This is a genomic window from Halococcus sediminicola (assembly GCF_000755245.1).
In the GTDB taxonomy this organism is placed as follows: Archaea; Halobacteriota; Halobacteria; order Halobacteriales; family Halococcaceae; genus Halococcus; species Halococcus sediminicola.
Genome location: NZ_BBMP01000023.1, coordinates 136,693 through 153,797 on the forward strand (window position 1 = coordinate 136,693; position 17,105 = coordinate 153,797).

At 57.1% G+C, this 17,105-nt stretch carries 15 protein-coding genes and 1 pseudogene; 8 read left to right on the forward strand and 8 right to left on the reverse strand.

Annotated features, from left to right (window positions below):
• Entirely contained in the window at window positions 1-735 is a 735-nt protein-coding gene (locus tag ACP97_RS14885) for a TasA family protein (protein WP_237561192.1), read from the reverse strand.
• A gap of 144 nt (window positions 736-879) precedes the next feature.
• The gene (gene dacB / locus ACP97_RS14890; protein ID WP_079977657.1) at window positions 880-2,502 is read right to left on the reverse strand and encodes a D-alanyl-D-alanine carboxypeptidase/D-alanyl-D-alanine endopeptidase; all 1,623 of its coding nucleotides are present in this window, start codon (window positions 2,500-2,502) and stop codon (window positions 880-882) included.
• A 143-nt stretch (window positions 2,503-2,645) separates the two neighbouring features.
• Between dacB and ACP97_RS14895 the strand changes: the two genes are divergently transcribed.
• The 4 genes from ACP97_RS14895 to ACP97_RS14910 all read left to right on the forward strand — a co-directional run bounded on the left by ACP97_RS14895 (window position 2,646) and on the right by ACP97_RS14910 (window position 7,992).
• A complete protein-coding gene (locus tag ACP97_RS14895; protein ID WP_049998627.1) occupies window positions 2,646-3,746 on the forward strand; it encodes a DUF1616 domain-containing protein in 1,101 nt (366 codons plus the stop codon).
• A gap of 1,071 nt (window positions 3,747-4,817) precedes the next feature.
• On the forward strand, window positions 4,818-5,273 hold the full coding sequence (locus ACP97_RS14900; RefSeq protein ID WP_154020029.1) for an FxLYD domain-containing protein: 456 nt from the start codon (window positions 4,818-4,820) through the stop codon (window positions 5,271-5,273).
• Window positions 5,274-5,409: 136 nt separating this feature from the next.
• Window positions 5,410-6,642: an MFS transporter gene (locus ACP97_RS14905; protein ID WP_049998629.1), complete on the forward strand. Its 1,233-nt coding sequence runs from the start codon at window positions 5,410-5,412 to the stop codon at window positions 6,640-6,642.
• A 99-nt stretch (window positions 6,643-6,741) separates the two neighbouring features.
• The gene (locus tag ACP97_RS14910) at window positions 6,742-7,992 is read left to right on the forward strand and encodes a magnesium transporter (RefSeq protein WP_049998630.1); all 1,251 of its coding nucleotides are present in this window, start codon (window positions 6,742-6,744) and stop codon (window positions 7,990-7,992) included.
• 67 nt (window positions 7,993-8,059) lie between these two features.
• On the opposite strand, the gene ACP97_RS20505 is transcribed toward ACP97_RS14910, so the two are convergent.
• Window positions 8,060-8,320: a hypothetical protein gene (locus ACP97_RS20505; protein WP_154020030.1), complete on the reverse strand. Its 261-nt coding sequence runs from the start codon at window positions 8,318-8,320 to the stop codon at window positions 8,060-8,062.
• Between the two features lie 233 nt (window positions 8,321-8,553).
• Here ACP97_RS20505 and ACP97_RS14915 point away from each other — a divergent pair, with 233 nt between their 5' ends.
• The 4 genes from ACP97_RS14915 to tbsP all read left to right on the forward strand — a co-directional run bounded on the left by ACP97_RS14915 (window position 8,554) and on the right by tbsP (window position 12,546).
• A complete protein-coding gene (locus ACP97_RS14915) occupies window positions 8,554-9,759 on the forward strand; it encodes an ABC transporter substrate-binding protein (protein WP_049998693.1) in 1,206 nt (401 codons plus the stop codon).
• A complete protein-coding gene (locus tag ACP97_RS14920) occupies window positions 9,756-10,604 on the forward strand; it encodes an ABC transporter permease (RefSeq protein WP_049998631.1) in 849 nt (282 codons plus the stop codon). Before ACP97_RS14915 ends, ACP97_RS14920 begins: the two co-directional genes overlap by 4 nt.
• A gap of 118 nt (window positions 10,605-10,722) precedes the next feature.
• The gene (locus ACP97_RS14925; protein WP_049998632.1) at window positions 10,723-11,481 is read left to right on the forward strand and encodes an ABC transporter permease; all 759 of its coding nucleotides are present in this window, start codon (window positions 10,723-10,725) and stop codon (window positions 11,479-11,481) included.
• Between the two features lie 237 nt (window positions 11,482-11,718).
• Window positions 11,719-12,546: a transcriptional regulator TbsP gene (tbsP, locus tag ACP97_RS14930; RefSeq protein WP_049998633.1), complete on the forward strand. Its 828-nt coding sequence runs from the start codon at window positions 11,719-11,721 to the stop codon at window positions 12,544-12,546.
• Between the two features lie 105 nt (window positions 12,547-12,651).
• On the opposite strand, the gene ACP97_RS14935 is transcribed toward tbsP, so the two are convergent.
• The 5 genes and pseudogenes from ACP97_RS14935 to tnpA form a co-directional block, all read right to left on the reverse strand.
• Window positions 12,652-13,377, reverse strand: coding sequence for a helix-turn-helix domain-containing protein (locus ACP97_RS14935; RefSeq protein WP_049998634.1), 726 nt, complete (start codon window positions 13,375-13,377; stop codon window positions 12,652-12,654).
• A 227-nt stretch (window positions 13,378-13,604) separates the two neighbouring features.
• Window positions 13,605-13,808 carry a hypothetical protein gene (locus tag ACP97_RS20000; protein ID WP_237561194.1) on the reverse strand — a complete coding sequence of 68 codons (204 nt, stop codon included), beginning with the start codon at window positions 13,806-13,808 and terminating at the stop codon, window positions 13,605-13,607.
• A 1,018-nt stretch (window positions 13,809-14,826) separates the two neighbouring features.
• A pseudogene (locus ACP97_RS21295) lies at window positions 14,827-15,167 on the reverse strand (hypothetical protein); the annotation flags it as partial.
• A gap of 53 nt (window positions 15,168-15,220) precedes the next feature.
• Entirely contained in the window at window positions 15,221-16,498 is a 1,278-nt protein-coding gene (locus tag ACP97_RS14940) for an IS200/IS605 family transposase (RefSeq protein ID WP_049998635.1), read from the reverse strand.
• Window positions 16,499-16,870 carry an IS200/IS605 family transposase gene (gene tnpA, locus ACP97_RS14945; RefSeq protein WP_049998636.1) on the reverse strand — a complete coding sequence of 124 codons (372 nt, stop codon included), beginning with the start codon at window positions 16,868-16,870 and terminating at the stop codon, window positions 16,499-16,501.
• Window positions 16,871-17,105: the final 235 nt, after the last annotated feature.

The window sequence follows — 17,105 nt, forward strand, 5'->3', positions numbered from 1 at the left end:
TTACTGACTCGCGTCTTGGTTGAGCGTGAAGTCGAGTGTGATATCGACACCATCAGCCATGATGTCTTCGTCAGTGCCAGTGAACGACCCATCGTTGTCGTTAGCTATCTGAACACCAAGCATGAGTTCGGTGGTGTCAGAGCCACCGGCACTGGGTGCAGTGAGATTGTCGGTGCTCCCGGCCTGACTCTGCACGTCTGCGAGGTCAACGATGCCGTTGCCGTTCTGATCGGACACGTTGCCGAGCAGATCTGTCCCGTCGTAGGTGAAGTCAGTGACTTCGATCATTGCGGCAGTCTCCTGGGCATTCAACTCGGTACTCAAATCTGCATCAGCGGGTTCGTCCTGTATGTCATTTTCGTTGAAGTTGAGATCGACCTCGACGTGGTCTGCTTCGGTTGAGCCGACGTTTTGCAGGGCGAACGTAGCGCTGTCAGTGTCACCGGGTTGGGCGTTGGTGAGCGAGATAGTGTCACTAGCGCTCTCGTCAATGCTCAAATCAAGCGTCCCCGCTTCGACTGTGTTTCCGGGAGCGGATTCCGAATCAGTCCAAAACGAGTACGTTCCCATCGCGAGAAGGATGGCACCAATGACGACGAGCGCAACGAGCGCGAATTTTCTCTTCCCGCCAAAGAGGGTTTCTTTAATCCTCATAGACCATACTATATCGCATTTACATTTAAATTTTCCTGATAGAGAGTACCATAGCTTTTCATGAGATAGGTTGGAGGACATACTAGTACGAACAAGTCGATAAGAGGGTGTCAATCTGCATCGTGAACTCTTCACAAGAGCGAATCAGCTATATGAATTCATCAATAGTCCTTGCTGAGGATATTCTCTAACTCAGTCACGCAGATACCAATAGAGACCGGCTACTCAGCACTCCTGCTGGAGGGTAGCTGTAAGTTCCCCGAGTTGATCCGCTACCTCAATTACGCCCTCAATATTCTCTACGCTAGCATGATTCATGAAGAGACCAAAAGCCAGTTTGCGTCCGTCCACAGCGTCGATATAGCCAGCAAGCGTTTGGGCTGTGAGATAGATACGGTTGTTGAGGAGGTCCGGTCCTGCGACGGTCCCGGTCTTCGCAAATACATGGCCTGCGGCTGGGCTATCTGGGGCAACTTCAGCTAACGAGCCGTCTACCCCCAGAATTGGCAACGTCTGAGCGAACGCTTCCGCGGAAGGTGTGCCATGCCAATATGAGAGCAAAGAAACCAACGCTTGGGGCGTGACGTGGTCTTCGCGCGCTCCCCCTCGGCCATCCGACAGTGACACCTCATTGGTGTCGATACCGACATTCGTGAGGAAGTCATAGATGACTGGGAAACCATCGCGGCAATCATTGCTTCCTGCTTCGACAGCCAAGAGACAGACCATGAGATTAGCACCGAGATTGTGGCTCGTCTTGAGAATTAATTCCGCATATTCGGAAAACGGGAGCGAAACGTGTTCAGCGACCTTCATAGAAGACTGGTATCCGGAACCCGAAAGGTCAGTGGTCGGGTTTGGTCCAGTAGGCGGTGCTGCTACTTCGACACCGGCTTCTTCAAGGGCCTCAATCAGCGCAGTACGGGCGAACGCAGCCGGATCGTCGACCTGATAAACTTGCAAGAGAGGGTCTTCTCCAGCAGCGATTTGACCGCTCACGTAGATCTCACCCTCTTGCGGGCTGGAAACTTCAACAGTGGTTTCCTGATCATTCCCGACAGTTGCAACGTCAGCCCAGATATGATATGCTGCTGTCTCAGGCCGGTGAGAGACCTCCGCTCGCTGTCCCGGCTCCGTCGGCGTCATGAGTACGTCAACGAGATTGTCATTGATGAGGATCGGTGAGAGGGGTGTTTCCGGATCCAGAATATCGTTGTCCTCGAACAATCGTGCATCGATAAGAACATCTCCCTCAACTCGTGTAATGCCCGTTTTTCGCACTTGTGCTGCGAGGTCGTCTACTCCTGCCAACGGATTAGTCTCGGTGAGAGTGGCTCCGGGGATCGCGTTGGCGTACGTATGATCAATCGATGTATATGCGATTTTCCCATTTGAGAGTGTCCGCCCACCCATCGTAAGGTCTCCTGATGCAACGAGGACGAGATCGCCGTTGAGCCGGCCATCGGTCACCGCTCCTGTTCGGTAGACCGGCGTCGTGAAACGATGGTCGGCGCCGAACGTGTCCCATGCGGCCGAAATGGGGACGAGTTTGGCGGTAGAGCCTGGGGCAAAAAATTGGTCCTGGTTGAGTGAGTGGACCACGTCACCGCTTTCAGGATCTATCACCAGTAATCCCCACGTTGCGTGATCGTACATCCCAGAACCCTTAAGAGAATTGAGTTTATGCTCGATTGACGAGCAGCCCGCCGATGAATTAGATGAAGAGTCATTCCAGTTTGTGGAGTTCCCCTCTGCTTTGGTCGTCCCGCTGTGGCCCATACTGACCCCTAATAATCCAAGCGCTGAACCCTTCAGCATCGTTCGGCGATCGTAGTTCACGAGATTCATATGTTTCAGAAGTAGATAAACTTATTTCTAACTACATTACTGTCAACCGTCCCGTAACGACCGTGCAGCGGTTGGTAGTGAGCGTTCGAACAAGCGAACGATGAAAGCAAGCCCTTTAGGTGCCGTTAGCGAAATCCGGGAGTATGTCTGACGGGACGCTTCGATTGCTATTGCCGCGATTCCTTCGTCGGTTTCCCGCGGATCTCGCGGCAATCGTCCTGCTCGTACTCGCGACGGGAGTCGCCACGCTTGCACCCATCGTCAGCGAGACGCCACTACGCGTCGTCCTCGGTCTCGTCTTCGCGCTGTTCGCGCCCGGCTACGCGTTCATCGCGGCGCTGTTTCCCGAACGCGGTCCAAGTGTCGAGGAAGTCTCAACGACCGACGGCGAGGAGGGCGAGCGCCCGATGCCGAACCCCGATGAGGCCGAACAGGAGACGGCAGCCGATACCCGCGCCGGACTGACCGAACGTGTCGACCCCCGCCACGAGGGCAGCATCGACGGCATCGAGCGGGTGGCACTATCCTTTGGACTCAGCATCGCCATCACGCCGCTGATCGGACTGGTTCTGAACTTTACGCCCTTTGGGATCCGGCTCGTGCCGATCGTGCTCTCGATCGGTGGGTTCACGCTGGCCGCCAGCGTGGTTGCTGCGCTGCGTCGTCAGGCGCTGCCCGCCGCCGAACGGTTTCGGGTCCCGTATCGTGCTTGGATAGAGACCGCGCGGGCGGAACTGTTCGCCCCGGAGACGCGCCTCGATGCCGTCCTGAACGTCATATTAGTCGTGAGCTTGTTGCTCGCGGTCAGTAGCGTCGGCTACGCCATACTGGTGCCCAAATCCGGCGAGAGCTTCAGCGAGTTCTACCTGCTTACCGAGAACGAGTCCGGTGCGCTCGTCGCCGATGATTACCCACAGAACTTCACCGCCGGCCAGAGTCAATCCCTCGTTGTCGGAATTGGCAACCACGAGCATGAACAGGTCGACTACTCAGTCGTTGCCGAACTCCAGCGTGTCTCGATTCAAAACAATTCGACGACTGTCCGCGAAAGTCGAGAGTTAGATCGGTTCAGTCGGACGATCCCTGCAAACGAATCGGCCAACTGGACCCACGACGTAACACCCACGTTGACTGGCAAGCGCCTCCGCCTTACCTACCTGCTTTATCGTGGCTCGCCGCCTGACAATCCGACCGTCGAGAACGCCTACCGAGAGACACATCTGTGGGTAAACGTATCATCCTGATGTGAGTTGTTCGTGGCACTAATACTGCCGTAATTATATCCCACCGGCTTCGTTACTTTTTGTAACAATATTCATAGAAAAGCTTTTGGTGTCCGTCTGTGACCCTTCTATAGAGTAAAAGGGATGGATCTGCGGGAGTTGTGAGCCTCTTCAGGTCCTGTCGGCACTAGAGCACTCTCTGGCATTGTTTCTGGTGTGCCCTTTTGCTCTTCATGGGCCCATCCACTCAAGGGACCGTTCAGAGACGAGCCGTCGCTGCCGAATCGAGCTGCATTCCATAGGAGCAGCAAACGTGTTGCGCACCCGAGTGGACCGAAGGACTGTCGCCGGGTTCAACCAGCGAGTGATCAGCAAGCGCTTGGCAACTCCGAGGTCAATGTCTGTATTCGGTTGATTGGCCATTCTGCATCGACAGCTGGCAAATAGCCCCGAAGGAGCCAGTGCTATCGATATTGTGAAACAGGGGGGGGAGGACGGTCGAACGGGGAAGAAGTCACAAGGTGATGCCACGCAACGTAGCTTCCTCGCTCGACCTGATTGAATGATTAGTTCGGAGAGTCATAAGCTTTGTGTAGTGCGGTTCCACTCCAGTTACCATCCATTCTATGGAGGGAGTTTCACCAGGGCAACGGTTGATTTACGACCGAGAGGAGGAGCGGAGTCCGCGTGAACTCCTACTGCAGGAAGGGGATAGTCCACTGCGTGGCATCACCATGTAACCCATTCAGGGAATTGGCTGGTGTCCCTCCCAGCCATCTACACCTAATGCTAGCTATCTAAAAAAGATTCCGAAATAGTAGGGAATTAAACTCATTATGCATAACTTTCGATTGGAAGAATATGTCCCCCTTCAGATATTCCCAATATATCCGTTGCTAACGAGACGCTTCGAGAGACATCCGGCCATACCCCGACTAGTCGAGAGCGACACCGACTCGTCCGAAAAGTGCCACAGCGACTCGCTCTGACTTTCGAAGGCCGACATCGAGAGTCCCAATCAGAACACACTCGTCGAATGTCCTGTAGCTCGTTCCGAAACACTATCTCGGAGGGCACGAACGATCAGTATACGTGAATCGAAGAGAATTCCTCGCAGCCAGCGGCGGAGGTGGCGCGCTGGTCCTTGCCGGTGTGGGAGCCGCCCTTAGCGATACCGATCTCAACGACGGCCCTAGTTATGGCTCGGTCACAACACCGCCCAGTTCCAACTCGAAAACGCTCAAGAACGGAGTGAAGGCCACCCTCTACGGAAACGGCACTATCGCCTTTTTCGGGGCATCGCTGGTCACCGATAGCGAAGGCGGGACAGCGGTCGCTGGACGGATACAGAACATCTCCGAGAGCACCATCAGGCAGGTCCGCATCAAGGTGCAGTTCCAAACCAGCCTGGAGGAGATACTGGCCCAAGGATGGCTCACTGTGGATAACCTCGAAAGCGAAGAGACCTGGCAGTTCGTCGCTTCGTATCCCGGCGACGACCCCGACCGTATCGAAGCGGCGACCATTGCCACGATCGAGCGATCCTAGCCTCGCTATATTCGTTTCTATCGAGGATTGCAGAGAACGAGTACCACACCAACGAGCGGGGCGAACGCTGAGCTGGGGACTGCGGGCACTTTATGCAAATCGGGGGATGAAGTGAGTGGCTCACGTCGCAGACGGTATGGACCACAACGACCGGGCGATCACCAGTCTCGTGGTGCTTTCGCACTCGTTGGTGCACACTTACGAGTTCGCCATCCCGATTTTTATCCCGGTCTGGCTTGCACAGTTCAACGCGACACCAGCGCTTGTCGGCGGCGCTGTGACCGTCGGTCTCGCCCTGTATGGTGTCGGCTCGCTTCCGTCAGGAATCCTTGCCGATCGCATTGGTTCACAACCGCTGTTGGTCGGCTGTCTCGTCGGTATGGGAATCGCTTTCGTCGGGGTGAGTGCTGCGCCGAATCTACCCGTGCTGGCGCTCGTACTCGCGATCTGGGGAGCCGCGGCAAGCGTTCACCATCCATCAGGATTGACGCTGATCACCAAGGGGGCAAACACCCGCGGCGACGTTTTTGCCTACCACGGAATGTCGGGGAACATTGGCACCGCCGTCGGTCCGCTGCTGACAACACTCCTCTTAGTCGTGTTCAGTGACGAGTGGCGGCTTGTAGCGCTCGTGCTCGCACTGCCGGCGCTCGCGGGAGCCGTACTCGCCGCACGTATCGACGTCGATGAAACAGCGGCTGTCAGTGTAGCGACTGACGGCGGGCAAGCCGACACGGGCGTGGAGTCGATGAGCGAGTTCATCGACACCTCGAAGCTCCTGTTTGCAAGTGCGTTTATCATCGTCTTTGGAATGGTGATGAGCTACGGACTCTACTACCGTGGCTCGCTCACGTTCCTCCCGCAACTATTCGCTGGATTCAGTGCAATTCAGCCGATTCAGGCCTTCGGAGCGACGTTCGAACCGGGAAACTACGTCTTCGCTGGTTTGCTCGCCATGGGGATATTCGGCCAGTACACTGGCGGGAAACTCACTGATCGGGTTCCCGTGGAAGTCGGTCTCATCACCGGTTTTATCGGGTTGGCAGTACTCGCCGTTGGCTATCTCCCCGCGGCGAACGCCGGTCTCGGACCGTTGCTCGTGCTGTCTGCCGTATTCGGGTTCGTCCTGTTCTATGTCCAGCCGTTCTATCAGGCGGCCGTCGCCGAATACACCCCGCCCGCAGCTCGTGGACTTTCGTATGGATTCACCTATCTCGGCGACTTCGGTATTGGGGCACTCGCCGCCTCGCTCGCGGGGGCAGTTCTCACCTACTTCTCTCCGTTGGTTTTGTTCATGTTGCTAGCCGTCTTCGCCGTGATCGGTGGCGGATTTAGCGCGTATTTGTTCGTTCGGGCCAGCCCAGAATAGCAGTCAGACGCTCGCGCGACATAACGGGCGGCCAGCAACCCAAGCAGAGCGCCTTAACGGACCAATGCAAAATTTAGGTACTCGGTGAGATCGCCCTTTATGACTGACCAGCTCATGGACATCCAGCAGGCAATTGCGGTCTCTCCGACGCCTGCAACACCCTTTGCAGAGCTTCCCCAGAACCGCAAGCGGGAGGTGTTCTTCCGCCTGTCGGAGGTGATACAGGAGTCACTGGTTGCGGATATGAATCATCAGCAGTTGCGGGTGTTCATTCGCAGTCTCGATCCTGACGAAGCCACCGACGTACTCGGAATGGCCGATGAACAAACGCGTGAGGCTGTCCTCGAAGAATTTGGCGACACTCGTCGAGAGAAACTCGGATTCTTGCTGAAGTTCGATCCCGAAACCGCCGCCGGGGTAATGGACCTCAACTACATCACTGTTAGCTTGGACGCGAGCTTCGACCGTGTGGCTGAGCGCGTCCGTCGCTTCGAGGATCGAGCGGGCCGATTTCCGACCGTGTTCGTCACTGATGGGACGGAGCTACTGGGCGAACTACCGGGACCAACACTAGCGATGACCGCCCGAGAATCCGAGACGATCACAGAGTACGTCCATGATGTTCCGTACGTCCGCTATGATTGGCCTGAGACAGAGGTTATTGAAGTGTTTCAGGCGAATCGTGAGCGTACCGTCGCCGTTCTCGACGAGGAGAACACGATTTTCGGGGTCATTCGTGCTGACGACGTGCTTTCGCTTATCGAGGAGGAAGCGAGTGAGATCCTCTACGAGTTCACTGGCGTCGCCGAGGAGGAGAGTGTGCTCGATGGGCCACTCAGGAAAATCCGGAGTCGGTACAAATGGCTCATTATCAACCTCGGAACGGCGTTCATGGCCGCGGCCGTCGTCGGGTTGTTCGAGAGCACTATCGCGGCACTCGCAGTGCTGGCGGCGTATATGCCGGTCGTCGCGGGGATGGGAGGGAACGCAGGTACTCAGACGATGGCCGTGACCGTTCGCGGTATTTCGCTTGAGCAGGTATCACTCGCAACCGGCACGCGGGCTATCATCAACGAAGTCATCGCGAGTGCCGCGAACGGAGTCATTACTGGTGCGCTCGTTGCGGTCATTGCGGCGATATTCAATCAAAGTCCGCTGTTGGGGCTGGTCATCGGTGTATCGATGGTACTGAACCTCATTATCGCTGGGTTCTTCGGTGCCCTCATCCCGCTTATCCTTGACCGGCTGGGACAAGATCCCGCAACGTCAGCAACCATCTTCATCACCACGGCGACCGATGTGCTCGGCTTTTTTGCCTTTCTCGGGCTGGCACAAGTCGTCCTGTTGTAGGGATCAGCCACGAATTAGCTCTCCGGAAAGCTGGGGTGGACGACGAGTACAAGGAGACGCGCTTACATCAATCGGCTTTCTGGACGGTAATCGAGTCGTCATACACGCGAACGAACACCTCGTCACCGATCTCAAGACCTGCGATCGAGAGTTCGTCTTCGTGAAGGCTCAGATGAGCATTGTGGTAGCTTCCGTTCTGGTCTTTCGAGCCGCTCGGGCTGAGTTTCTTCTTTCGAGCCATCGTGACGTAGTCAGCATCCTCCGTGAGCCGTGTTGTTAACCTTTCTGGCAGCCCTTGCCGAGCAAAAGCAGTCGTAGCAGGAGCCACCACTGGCCGACCAGTACGAGCCCGCCCGGTCCCGGAGATTGCCCCACTGGGCCCACTGTCGGTGAGATATTTCGGAACTATAGCCTGCGTGTGAATGCAATAGATTTACACGAATAGGAAGGGGAGATATCTAATACGTAACTTACAGAGCATGGTGGCGGCTGCCATCTTCGAAGGGGGTCGACATGACTTCGGTGAGAGCGTGCCGGGTGGCGAATGGTGACAGTGCATACATGAAAGATAACCATCGGCAACGATTGGCTGGAGTATCGAGAGGCAGTTCCCGACGGCGATTCCTTCGTGGGGCGGCCATCGGGGGGACTGGACTGTTGGCGGGCTGTCTCGGATCGGCCAGTGGCACCAAAACGACGCTGACAATGGGTTATCAGCCGTTTTCGGCCCATGCGTGGGAGGCGCTCGTGATGAAACACAGCGATATCCCACAGAAATACCTCCCTGATGGCTACTCGCTCGAATGGCAGTCGGCCTTGCAAGGAGCGGTTATCGGCAATCGCATCAGCGTCGGGAAGAATCAGGCCGGCTGGATGGGTGACATGCCGGCGCTGACGACCATCGCTCAGACCGAGACTCCCGCGAGCCTCGTCGGGCTCGCCAACTGGTCGCGCGGCCAGCAATGTAACCTCCTGATCGTCCCGCGGGATTCGGACATTGAACAAACGTCCGATATTGTGGGCAAGAGTATCGGCGTCACGCAAGGCTCGTGTACCCACCGCTATCTCCTCCGTCTGCTCCAAGCCGAGGGAATCAGTACGGACGAGGTTGAAATGGTCGATACGGGCATCTCGACCATTCTCGCCAACCTCCGTGAGGGCCGCATCGCGGCAGGGGTCGGGTGGGAGCCATCGATAGCGAAGTCGGTCTTTCAGGATGACCTCACGCGATACGTCTCAACCGGTGCGGAGTACAATGTCATCGATGCCGGTGGACTCCCGATGACCGACAATCTCATCAATAACCACCGGAAGGCAGCGAAGGCGATTCTGAAGGCCGAACTCGAAGCGACCCGCGTTCTCGCGACTGACCACGAGCGGACTCTGGATCTGGTCGAACAGGAACAAGACCTCCGATATTTCGACCGGGCGACGCTTCGGTGGGGTGTCTACAAGGACCCACCAATCGGCGAAACAGTCAAGCGCTTAGAGTTCGCGACCGACTACGAGCAGGCCAAGGAGCCGGGGCGGTTGATGAAAGAGACTGCACCGGCGTTCCTCACCGAACAGGGTGCGCTCGAAGCACCGCCGCCACCGGATCGGTACAAACCGGAGATACTCAACGAGGCGGCGGCCGAACTCGGCAAGTCAGTTAACTGGTCACCGCGGTCGGCCGGAGGTTCCAACAACACTTCCACGAACGGCTCGGGCGGGAATGCATCGGCGCAGAATGCTTCCGAGGGGAACGATTCCGGAGGCACACGATGAGCACCAGTCCGATAAACGAGCGCCTCGTCAAAGGGTTTGCCAAGAGGCTTCCATCACCGCTCCGTGGTGCTCGCAAACTCGTCTCGCTCGTCGGTTTCATCGCGATCTGGTGGCTGTTCTACCAGTTCGGCGTACTCAACTTCGAGCACTTCGTCAGCCCCACGACCACTATCGTCGAATTCGTCGGCGCGCTCACCGGCCAACCGCTAACCGAGGGCGGCGACACCATCTACCTGCATGCGGTCTACTCGGGCGCGCGGGTCGCGGTCGGCGTCGTGGTCGCGGCGCTGCTCGCCATCCCACTCGGTCTCGTTATCGGGACGAGCGATCGCTGGGAAAACTTGCTCTATCCGGCACTCGAAGCGTTTCGTCCGATTCCACCCATCTCGTGGCTGCCCGTCGCCATCATCGTCTTTCCGGCGCTCGCGGTGGGGGCAGTATCGGTGCCGCTGCCCGCACTGTTCGTGGTGTTCATCGGGGCCTTCTTCCCCATCTTCACGAACACCCTCGAGGGCGCACGCACCATCGAGATCGAGTACACGCAAGCCGCGCGCTCGCTCGGGGCCTCCTCGGGGGACATCTTCCGACACGTGATCTTGCCGGCAACCTTGCCCTCGATCATCACCGGGCTCTCGCTGGGTGTCGGTCTCGGCTGGATTACCGTCGTCGCCGCTGAGCTGCTGACCGGTGGACCGGGATTGGGCTACATCATCATCCAGGGTTCGCGACTGCTACAGAATCAAATCGTCGTCATCGGGATGCTCGCCGTCGGTGCGCTCGGATACGCCTCTTCGGCGTTCGTCGAGGCACTCGGCCGGTGGCTAACGCCATGGTCGGTGGAGTAAGCATGGATGAACACGACGACACCACGACAGATCGGTTCAACGAACTCCAGAGCCGAGCCATCGAGAACATCCACGACGAGGCCGAGAGCGCGATGAAACAGGCGGAGGGATGGGTCTGATGGCGTACGAACAACGCCTCCAACAGGCGGCGTCGCTGCTTTCCATACTAGCCATCTGGGCGCTCGGAACGATGGTCGTGGACATCATCCCGAGCCTCCCTTCACCCGTTGAGGTGGCGGTCGCGTTCGCCGGTGCAGCCGCCAGCATTTCCTTCTGGGAGGAAGTCACCCGCAGCACGTTCCGGGTGTATCTTTCCTTCATCGTCGCGGCGGTCGTCGCGATCCCGCTGGGACTGCTCATCGGGCGCAGCGAGACCATCTCCGACCTGACGTTTCCGGCGCTCGAAGTGCTTCGGCCGATTCCACCGATTGCGTGGTATCCAGCGCTGACGATCATCCTGTTCACGCCCGCGAACATCGTCCGGTTCATCATCTTTTTAGCGGCCTTTTTCCCGATCTTGCTCAATACCGTCGAGGGCGTTCGTGGTGTTGAGGAGGAGTACCCGCAGGCGGCGCGCTCGCTCGGGGCCTCGCCGCCCCAGACGATGCGTCACGTCATCCTGCCCGGTGCGCTGCCGTCGATATACACGGGACTTGTGAACGCGATGGGGCTGGCATGGGTGAGCCTCGTTGCTGCGGAGTTGCTGTCGAGCAGCGGTCTCGGCTACTTCATCTGGAACGCCTTCACCGCGGGCGCGTACTCGAACATCATCGTCGGGATGATAGCGGTCGGCGTGCTGGGGTATGGCTCCTCAGCGCTACTGCGCCGGCTCGGTACCCGCCGGATAGCGTGGCTTCAAACCGCCGAAGGGCAGTAAGCAAGCGGAAACCCACGACAGACGTGGGGAGAATATCAGCGTGGCGAACCGACCAAAGAGGAGGCAGAACGAATTTGTGTAACTCAGGTTGCTTTTTTCAAAACGTTATACTATTCCGAATCACGTCAAAGCATTCGTCCGAAAATAGGTGTTTGAGGTTCCCTACCATATTTATTCTTGTAGAACTTTATTAATATAGCCAAAAGGTAGATATAGCTTCAACGCTACTAATACTCTATGACAATCAACTCGAACCAGATGGGAACATCGGTTGGCGAGAACCTTCGGACAATCCTTGTCGAGGAAAGCGGAGAGATCATCGCTGTCGGTTTCGATAGGGATTCGACACGCGAGTTCGTCGAGATACTCGCCGAGAGCGACGAGCCGCCGAAAGCGCGCCTGCTCGTCGAAGAAGACGTGCTGAAATGGGTCCGCGATGATTTCGTATTGGCGAGCACGGCAGCGGATCTGCTTGAAGCGGACACCTTGGAAATACGGGCAGCCACCGATCAGTTAGATGGCGCGTTGGTGGTGACTGAGGAGACGGTCATCTCGCTGCTCACATCGGACGAGCACAGCGCCGCGCTGGTGACTGACGACGAGGAGTTCGTCGCGGCGGCTCGTAAGCATTGGAACGACCTCTGGGAGAGTGGAGAAGAGTTCGATCTACGGACGCCGGCGTACACGCGCGTGCTGGAATCGCTCGGTGAGAAATTCGGCTCGGGGATGGAGACGGACTTTCGGACAGCTCTGGAACCGGTCGAGAGCATGGAGAACGGCGGACTGGATGAAGTAGGGTTGAGCCTGCTGGTGGCAGCCAAACACGAACAGCTGCTGTACGATATCTCGCGATGGGGTGAGGATGCAGGCGTTGCGAGTAAGGCGACGTTCTCACGGACGAAGACCCACCTCGAAGAGCAGGGATTACTCGAGACGGAGAAAGTACCTATCGAGGTCGGGCGTCCGCGCTTGCGTCTACTGCTGGGCGATGAGCGCCTGCGCGAGGCGGATGCTGAGGAGTTAGCAAGCGTCGCTCACGAACTGCTTGCGACGGCTCCGGCGTAGCTGCCGAGCGATTAATCGAGATGGAGTTGTTGGTAGTGTAACTCGCCTTGGAATCGTATTCGGCACTTGGTCTGTTTTCGATATCGACAGTGGTGCAGTATCAACTTATTCGTTGGGTCGTTGACTCAGCAATCGCTCGGCCGACCGAGGTGGTCTGTTTGCGAGGATGTTCGAGATTCCTCGCCGCAGGCGTTCGGAGGCGGCTTGATTCGAAATATTGAATGAATCGGCGAGATTGTCCATCGTCGTGTTACGGGGAACGTTAAAATAGCCCTCATTGGTAGCCGCCGTGAGTAGCTCGTCTTGTGCAACGGTCAGTCCGGTTGGTTTGCTATCAACACCAGAAGACGTCGGCTGCAGGCTGTTGAGGGCAAACGAGTAGCCGTGATCTGCACAGTAGTCACGACAGGCCACGAGCGCATCCCGGTTGGGAAAGCGCATGCGTATCCACTTTCCCTCGTAGTCAAGCGTACAGCCGAGCAACACGCCGCCGAGGTTGATCCACCCCCAGTAGGTTGTCGCCGCACCCGAGAGCCGTACTTGGTACAGTTTCTGGTCAGCGTCCGTGCCGCTCAGCACTTCGATGGTCTGAATCGATGGTTCGTTTTCGAGGCCCCGTTCGAGCGTTGCGAGATCGGGGCCATTCGCCCAGAACGTGATCAGGACGGTCTCGCTATCACAGGCAGTCATTCCTTCGACGATCAGCTGTGTGTTGGGTAGCTCATCGAGGATGGCCACATAGCTCGGCCGGTCGATGACGAATTCGGCGACGAGGCTCGTTTCGAATTGTGCGCGCTCGTTTTCGTTGTTTCTCGTGTCTGTCTGAGTCATAGGCTAATGTTGTTATCCAGATGAATTCATTGATTTCACATTTAGTAGGCTAACGATCCTCCCATTTGGGACGAGCGACAGCGACGATAACATTCAGGGCTCTCAGGTCGCTGAATGCGCGCAACGTCTGTCGAGGATGAGTGGCTTTTAGCTTGGATATGTGATTGTGGAGGAATTTTAGACCTACTACAATGAAACGTCTTACGGTGGAGCCGCTGTTTGCAAGGTCAGCTGTCGGTATTAGTAGTTGCGGGGAATTGGTTGGCGACTTTTGTGATCAGCACCTCGTAATCTTGGACGTTGGGTTCGGGCGAATGCACGAAATACGCGCCGGCAAGCGGTGCGTTTCTGTCCCGTGCTTCGGTAATAAGTTGATGAAGACGGGTTTCGAATTCCGTCTCAGTCATCGGCTTCGAACAGTTTGGGGTCATGGAGTTTTCACCTCGGGGGTCGAAGGCGCGTCTACAAGAGAAATCCACGCCAGAGGACGGTGACACCGTCCGTTGGATAATGTGAACGAGCTGTATAGCGTGCTTCGTGCTCGAATGAAGGTCATACTCTCTCATGACTCTTTGGCATTGGAACTCATGGACAGTCATCTGAGTAGCGGATGCTTCGTTGTTCGTGGCGACGAGCTAATGCACTCCTTTGGATGTCTGGGACTGTGGTTTCCGAGAGTGCTTCGTATATAATACTAAGATCGACAGGGAGGGATGCTGAGAGTCACTCAGCGACTGTCAGTGAGGCCAATGGCGATGATTTCCACGGCGAGTAGTGGCCCCGGTGCTCAGAGAAGAGGACTCACCGAAATAAATACGAATCAGAGGTGTGTTGTGAGGGGTGTATCGCGGGTCTCATCCGCTTCGTCGCGGGTAAAGACGAAGTACATGACGGACCAGATTCTCGCCGTCAACGGCGGCATGGAGTGGTAGTATAGCGAGTGAGTTGCTCGCGGCGGCTCCGGCCTGACTGAGGGCACGATTGAGTACTGAAGTTTTTGCGGAGTTGGAGAACAACTGTGGTCACAGCGATGTGTCGCGATCATTGAGGAGAAAAAGGGTGGCGGTGGGGACAACCTTTACAGAGTCTGGCGTGGTGGCTGTCAGTATGATAGGGGGACTCATCCGGGTTGATGACGATGCGGAGTCGGAACTCGAAGCGCTGGGGTCACTTCCACAACCGGGGAATCGATATGAGTCGGCGTGACTCGACAGTGTTGCCGTCGCGGTGTCTGGAGTGTAGATTCGAAGCAGCCCCTGGTAGCGACGAGTGGGACCATGTGGAGGCTCCACCGCTCGGAACGATGACACAGTGTCCGGAGTGTGGGAGTACGAATGTCCTGAGTCGCGGATAGCCGGCGGCATGTTCTCTGTCCGATGTCCGTTCTGTACTGGATTTAACCTCAATCGCACGAGTTGGCACTCCGCAATCTGTTACTAAAGATTCTGGTCAGTACTGTTGCTGCTGGAGGAATTCGAGCAAAGCGTCGATATCCTCTGGCGAGGCCGACGATTGGCCGAATATGCTCTTGAATCGGTGATCCAGCCCGCGCCTTTGATGAACTCCTGTGCATCCGTAAGCTGTGATTGGAGTGCGTCTTCGTCTCCTCGATGAAGATGCGATGCCACGGTCAGAAAATCGACGTGAGGGACGGCAGCGAGGACGTCAGCCAGATCGGTTTTGCGGGCGCTGTGGAGCTTGGCAGCGACCAAGACCTCACCGTCGGCGACAGAAGCGGTGGTTGACCGCGTTCCTCCAGAGATAGTCGTCTCGGAGCTGTGATCACGAAGTTGACATCCTCCCGCCCCTGAAGGGGCGGGATTCCTTCGGTGGGGAGTGCGGTTTAAGCCGACTCGGCCACGAAGGCAACTTGCGGGTTCGCACGAACCTCGTTGGAACAAGAGTATGGCGACTCTGACCATTCGTGGTCGTTCCACTTGAGGCGCACAGGCTGTGCCATCAGCCCGACTTGTGAATCGTCTAGCTGCCGGTGCAGAAACGTCCGTGACGCCGTGAGGTCCGCGTGACCGTCGAAGCCACACGGACACGTCAGCGTGTCCTTGTGGCGAACCGTTTCGTCGCGTTCGCCACAGTGCGGGCATTCCTGCGAAGTCCATTCTTCGCCGTCGGCTTCGAGTTCCATCCCGAACTCCTCGCAAACGCACGCGAGACGCTTCACGAACTGCCGGAATGCCCAGAAGTTGTGCGTCTTCTGGTTCGCCGTGATCGACCACGACGTTTCGAGTACGTCGGTGAGCGCACCGACGTACACTTTCGAGACGCCTTCGCCGTGCAACCGTTCGATGAGGTCGCGGACGAGTGCGTCCTGTGCGTGATTCCGACGCTTCGTTCGCTTTCGATACAGCCGACGAATCCGGTTGCTGCTGTACCTGTCTTCGTCCAGCAGCGATTGATACTCGGCGATTCGTTCGGTCGTTTCTGCGAAACGTCCGAACAGGTCGCGTCCTTCGTACAGATACTGTTTCCCGGTCGTGGTCGTACAGGCAACGAGATTGTTCGCGCCAATATCCAGAGCGGCCGTCTCGTCGGCCAGTGGTGATCCCTGTGGAGAACAGTCGCGTACAGGCTGAATGGCCCTGAATCTGCCGGAACTCTCGTCGTGGTACAGTTCTAGCCGGCCTTGTTTGCCGGACCACTTCGGTTTTCCGCGTATCTCTAGTCGAAGGCGCTCTTGAGCGCCGAGACCGTATTCTTCTTTTAGGTTCGAACCCACGAGGATGTCGAGACGGGACCGTTCGCCCCACTGAATCGAGTACGACGTGTTGCGGATGTACGTCCGAAGTTCGCGTCCTTCGTCGCGGTTGCCCCAAAATCCGGGCGGGCGAGCGTACTCGCCCTTCTTCTTGAGCGCGAAGTACGATCGCCACGCTTCGGCGTTCTTCCGTTCGATTTGCTGTACGGTCGAAGCGCCGAGAACGTCTCCGTACCGGCCACGGTACTCGGACGTGTCGAACACGTCCCCGTCGGGGTCTTCGCGGTTCCGGCGGCGCTCGTAATTGACTTCGTTCCACAGAGACGCCGAAGCGTCCAACAGCCGACGAAGCAGTTCTTCGTCGGCGTCGGTCTGTGGAACCACGTCGAAGGTATTGACGCGCTGCATCTATTCGCTCTGCTCCTGAATGTACTGCTCGATGGTTTCTTTCAGGACACTGCCGGAACTGCCGACATAGTACGAGCGCGTCCACTTGATTCGGTCCTCGAAACGCTGGTTGTACCAGCGCGCCGAGATGCCTTTGAGCCAGTTCACCAACAGTGACGGCGCGTTCTTCGGCGGGCTGCCGACGAACAGGTGAACGTGGTCGGAGCGAATCTCGGACTCGATGAGTTCGATGCCTTTCTCGTCGCAAATCTCGGCGAAGATGGAGTCAAGACGCTGTGGCGTCTCTCCCGTCAGACGCGACTCCCGGTATTTCGGGATGAACACTATGTGGTAATAGAGTTCGTAAACCACGTGACGAGTGCTCTTTACCATCCATGTATACTGTGGGGTGGGATGGTATTAAGCGTTCCGTACACGGTGGCACTCCTGCCGGGCGAAACGGCTGTTCCCGGTGGTTGTGGCGTTCCACGTCACAGTTTACGGCGCGTACCCCCGCCCTGAAGGGCGAGGCTCTGCGCCTGCGATTAACGTAGTCGAACGACACTCGGCCTCGGTCTGGCGGCATCCCAGACCGTTCACCAACAGATCAACGCCGATCGGGTGAGGA

Bases quoted from the DNA above. Each gene is read 5' to 3' on its own strand.
- ACP97_RS14885 (WP_237561192.1), bottom strand. From the start codon at position 735: ATGTCCTCCAACCTATCTCATGAAAAGCTATGGTACTCTCTATCAGGA.
- dacB (WP_079977657.1), bottom strand. From the start codon at position 2,502: ATGAATCTCGTGAACTACGATCGCCGAACGATGCTGAAGGGTTCAGCG.
- ACP97_RS14895 (WP_049998627.1), top strand. From the start codon at position 2,646: ATGTCTGACGGGACGCTTCGATTGCTATTGCCGCGATTCCTTCGTCGG.
- ACP97_RS14905 (WP_049998629.1), top strand. From the start codon at position 5,410: ATGGACCACAACGACCGGGCGATCACCAGTCTCGTGGTGCTTTCGCAC.
- ACP97_RS14910 (WP_049998630.1), top strand. From the start codon at position 6,742: ATGACTGACCAGCTCATGGACATCCAGCAGGCAATTGCGGTCTCTCCG.
- ACP97_RS14915 (WP_049998693.1), top strand. From the start codon at position 8,554: ATGAAAGATAACCATCGGCAACGATTGGCTGGAGTATCGAGAGGCAGT.
- ACP97_RS14920 (WP_049998631.1), top strand. From the start codon at position 9,756: ATGAGCACCAGTCCGATAAACGAGCGCCTCGTCAAAGGGTTTGCCAAG.
- ACP97_RS14925 (WP_049998632.1), top strand. From the start codon at position 10,723: ATGGCGTACGAACAACGCCTCCAACAGGCGGCGTCGCTGCTTTCCATA.
- tbsP (WP_049998633.1), top strand. From the start codon at position 11,719: ATGACAATCAACTCGAACCAGATGGGAACATCGGTTGGCGAGAACCTT.
- ACP97_RS14935 (WP_049998634.1), bottom strand. From the start codon at position 13,377: ATGACTCAGACAGACACGAGAAACAACGAAAACGAGCGCGCACAATTC.
- ACP97_RS20000 (WP_237561194.1), bottom strand. From the start codon at position 13,808: ATGACCCCAAACTGTTCGAAGCCGATGACTGAGACGGAATTCGAAACC.
- ACP97_RS14940 (WP_049998635.1), bottom strand. From the start codon at position 16,498: ATGCAGCGCGTCAATACCTTCGACGTGGTTCCACAGACCGACGCCGAC.
- tnpA (WP_049998636.1), bottom strand. From the start codon at position 16,870: ATGGTAAAGAGCACTCGTCACGTGGTTTACGAACTCTATTACCACATA.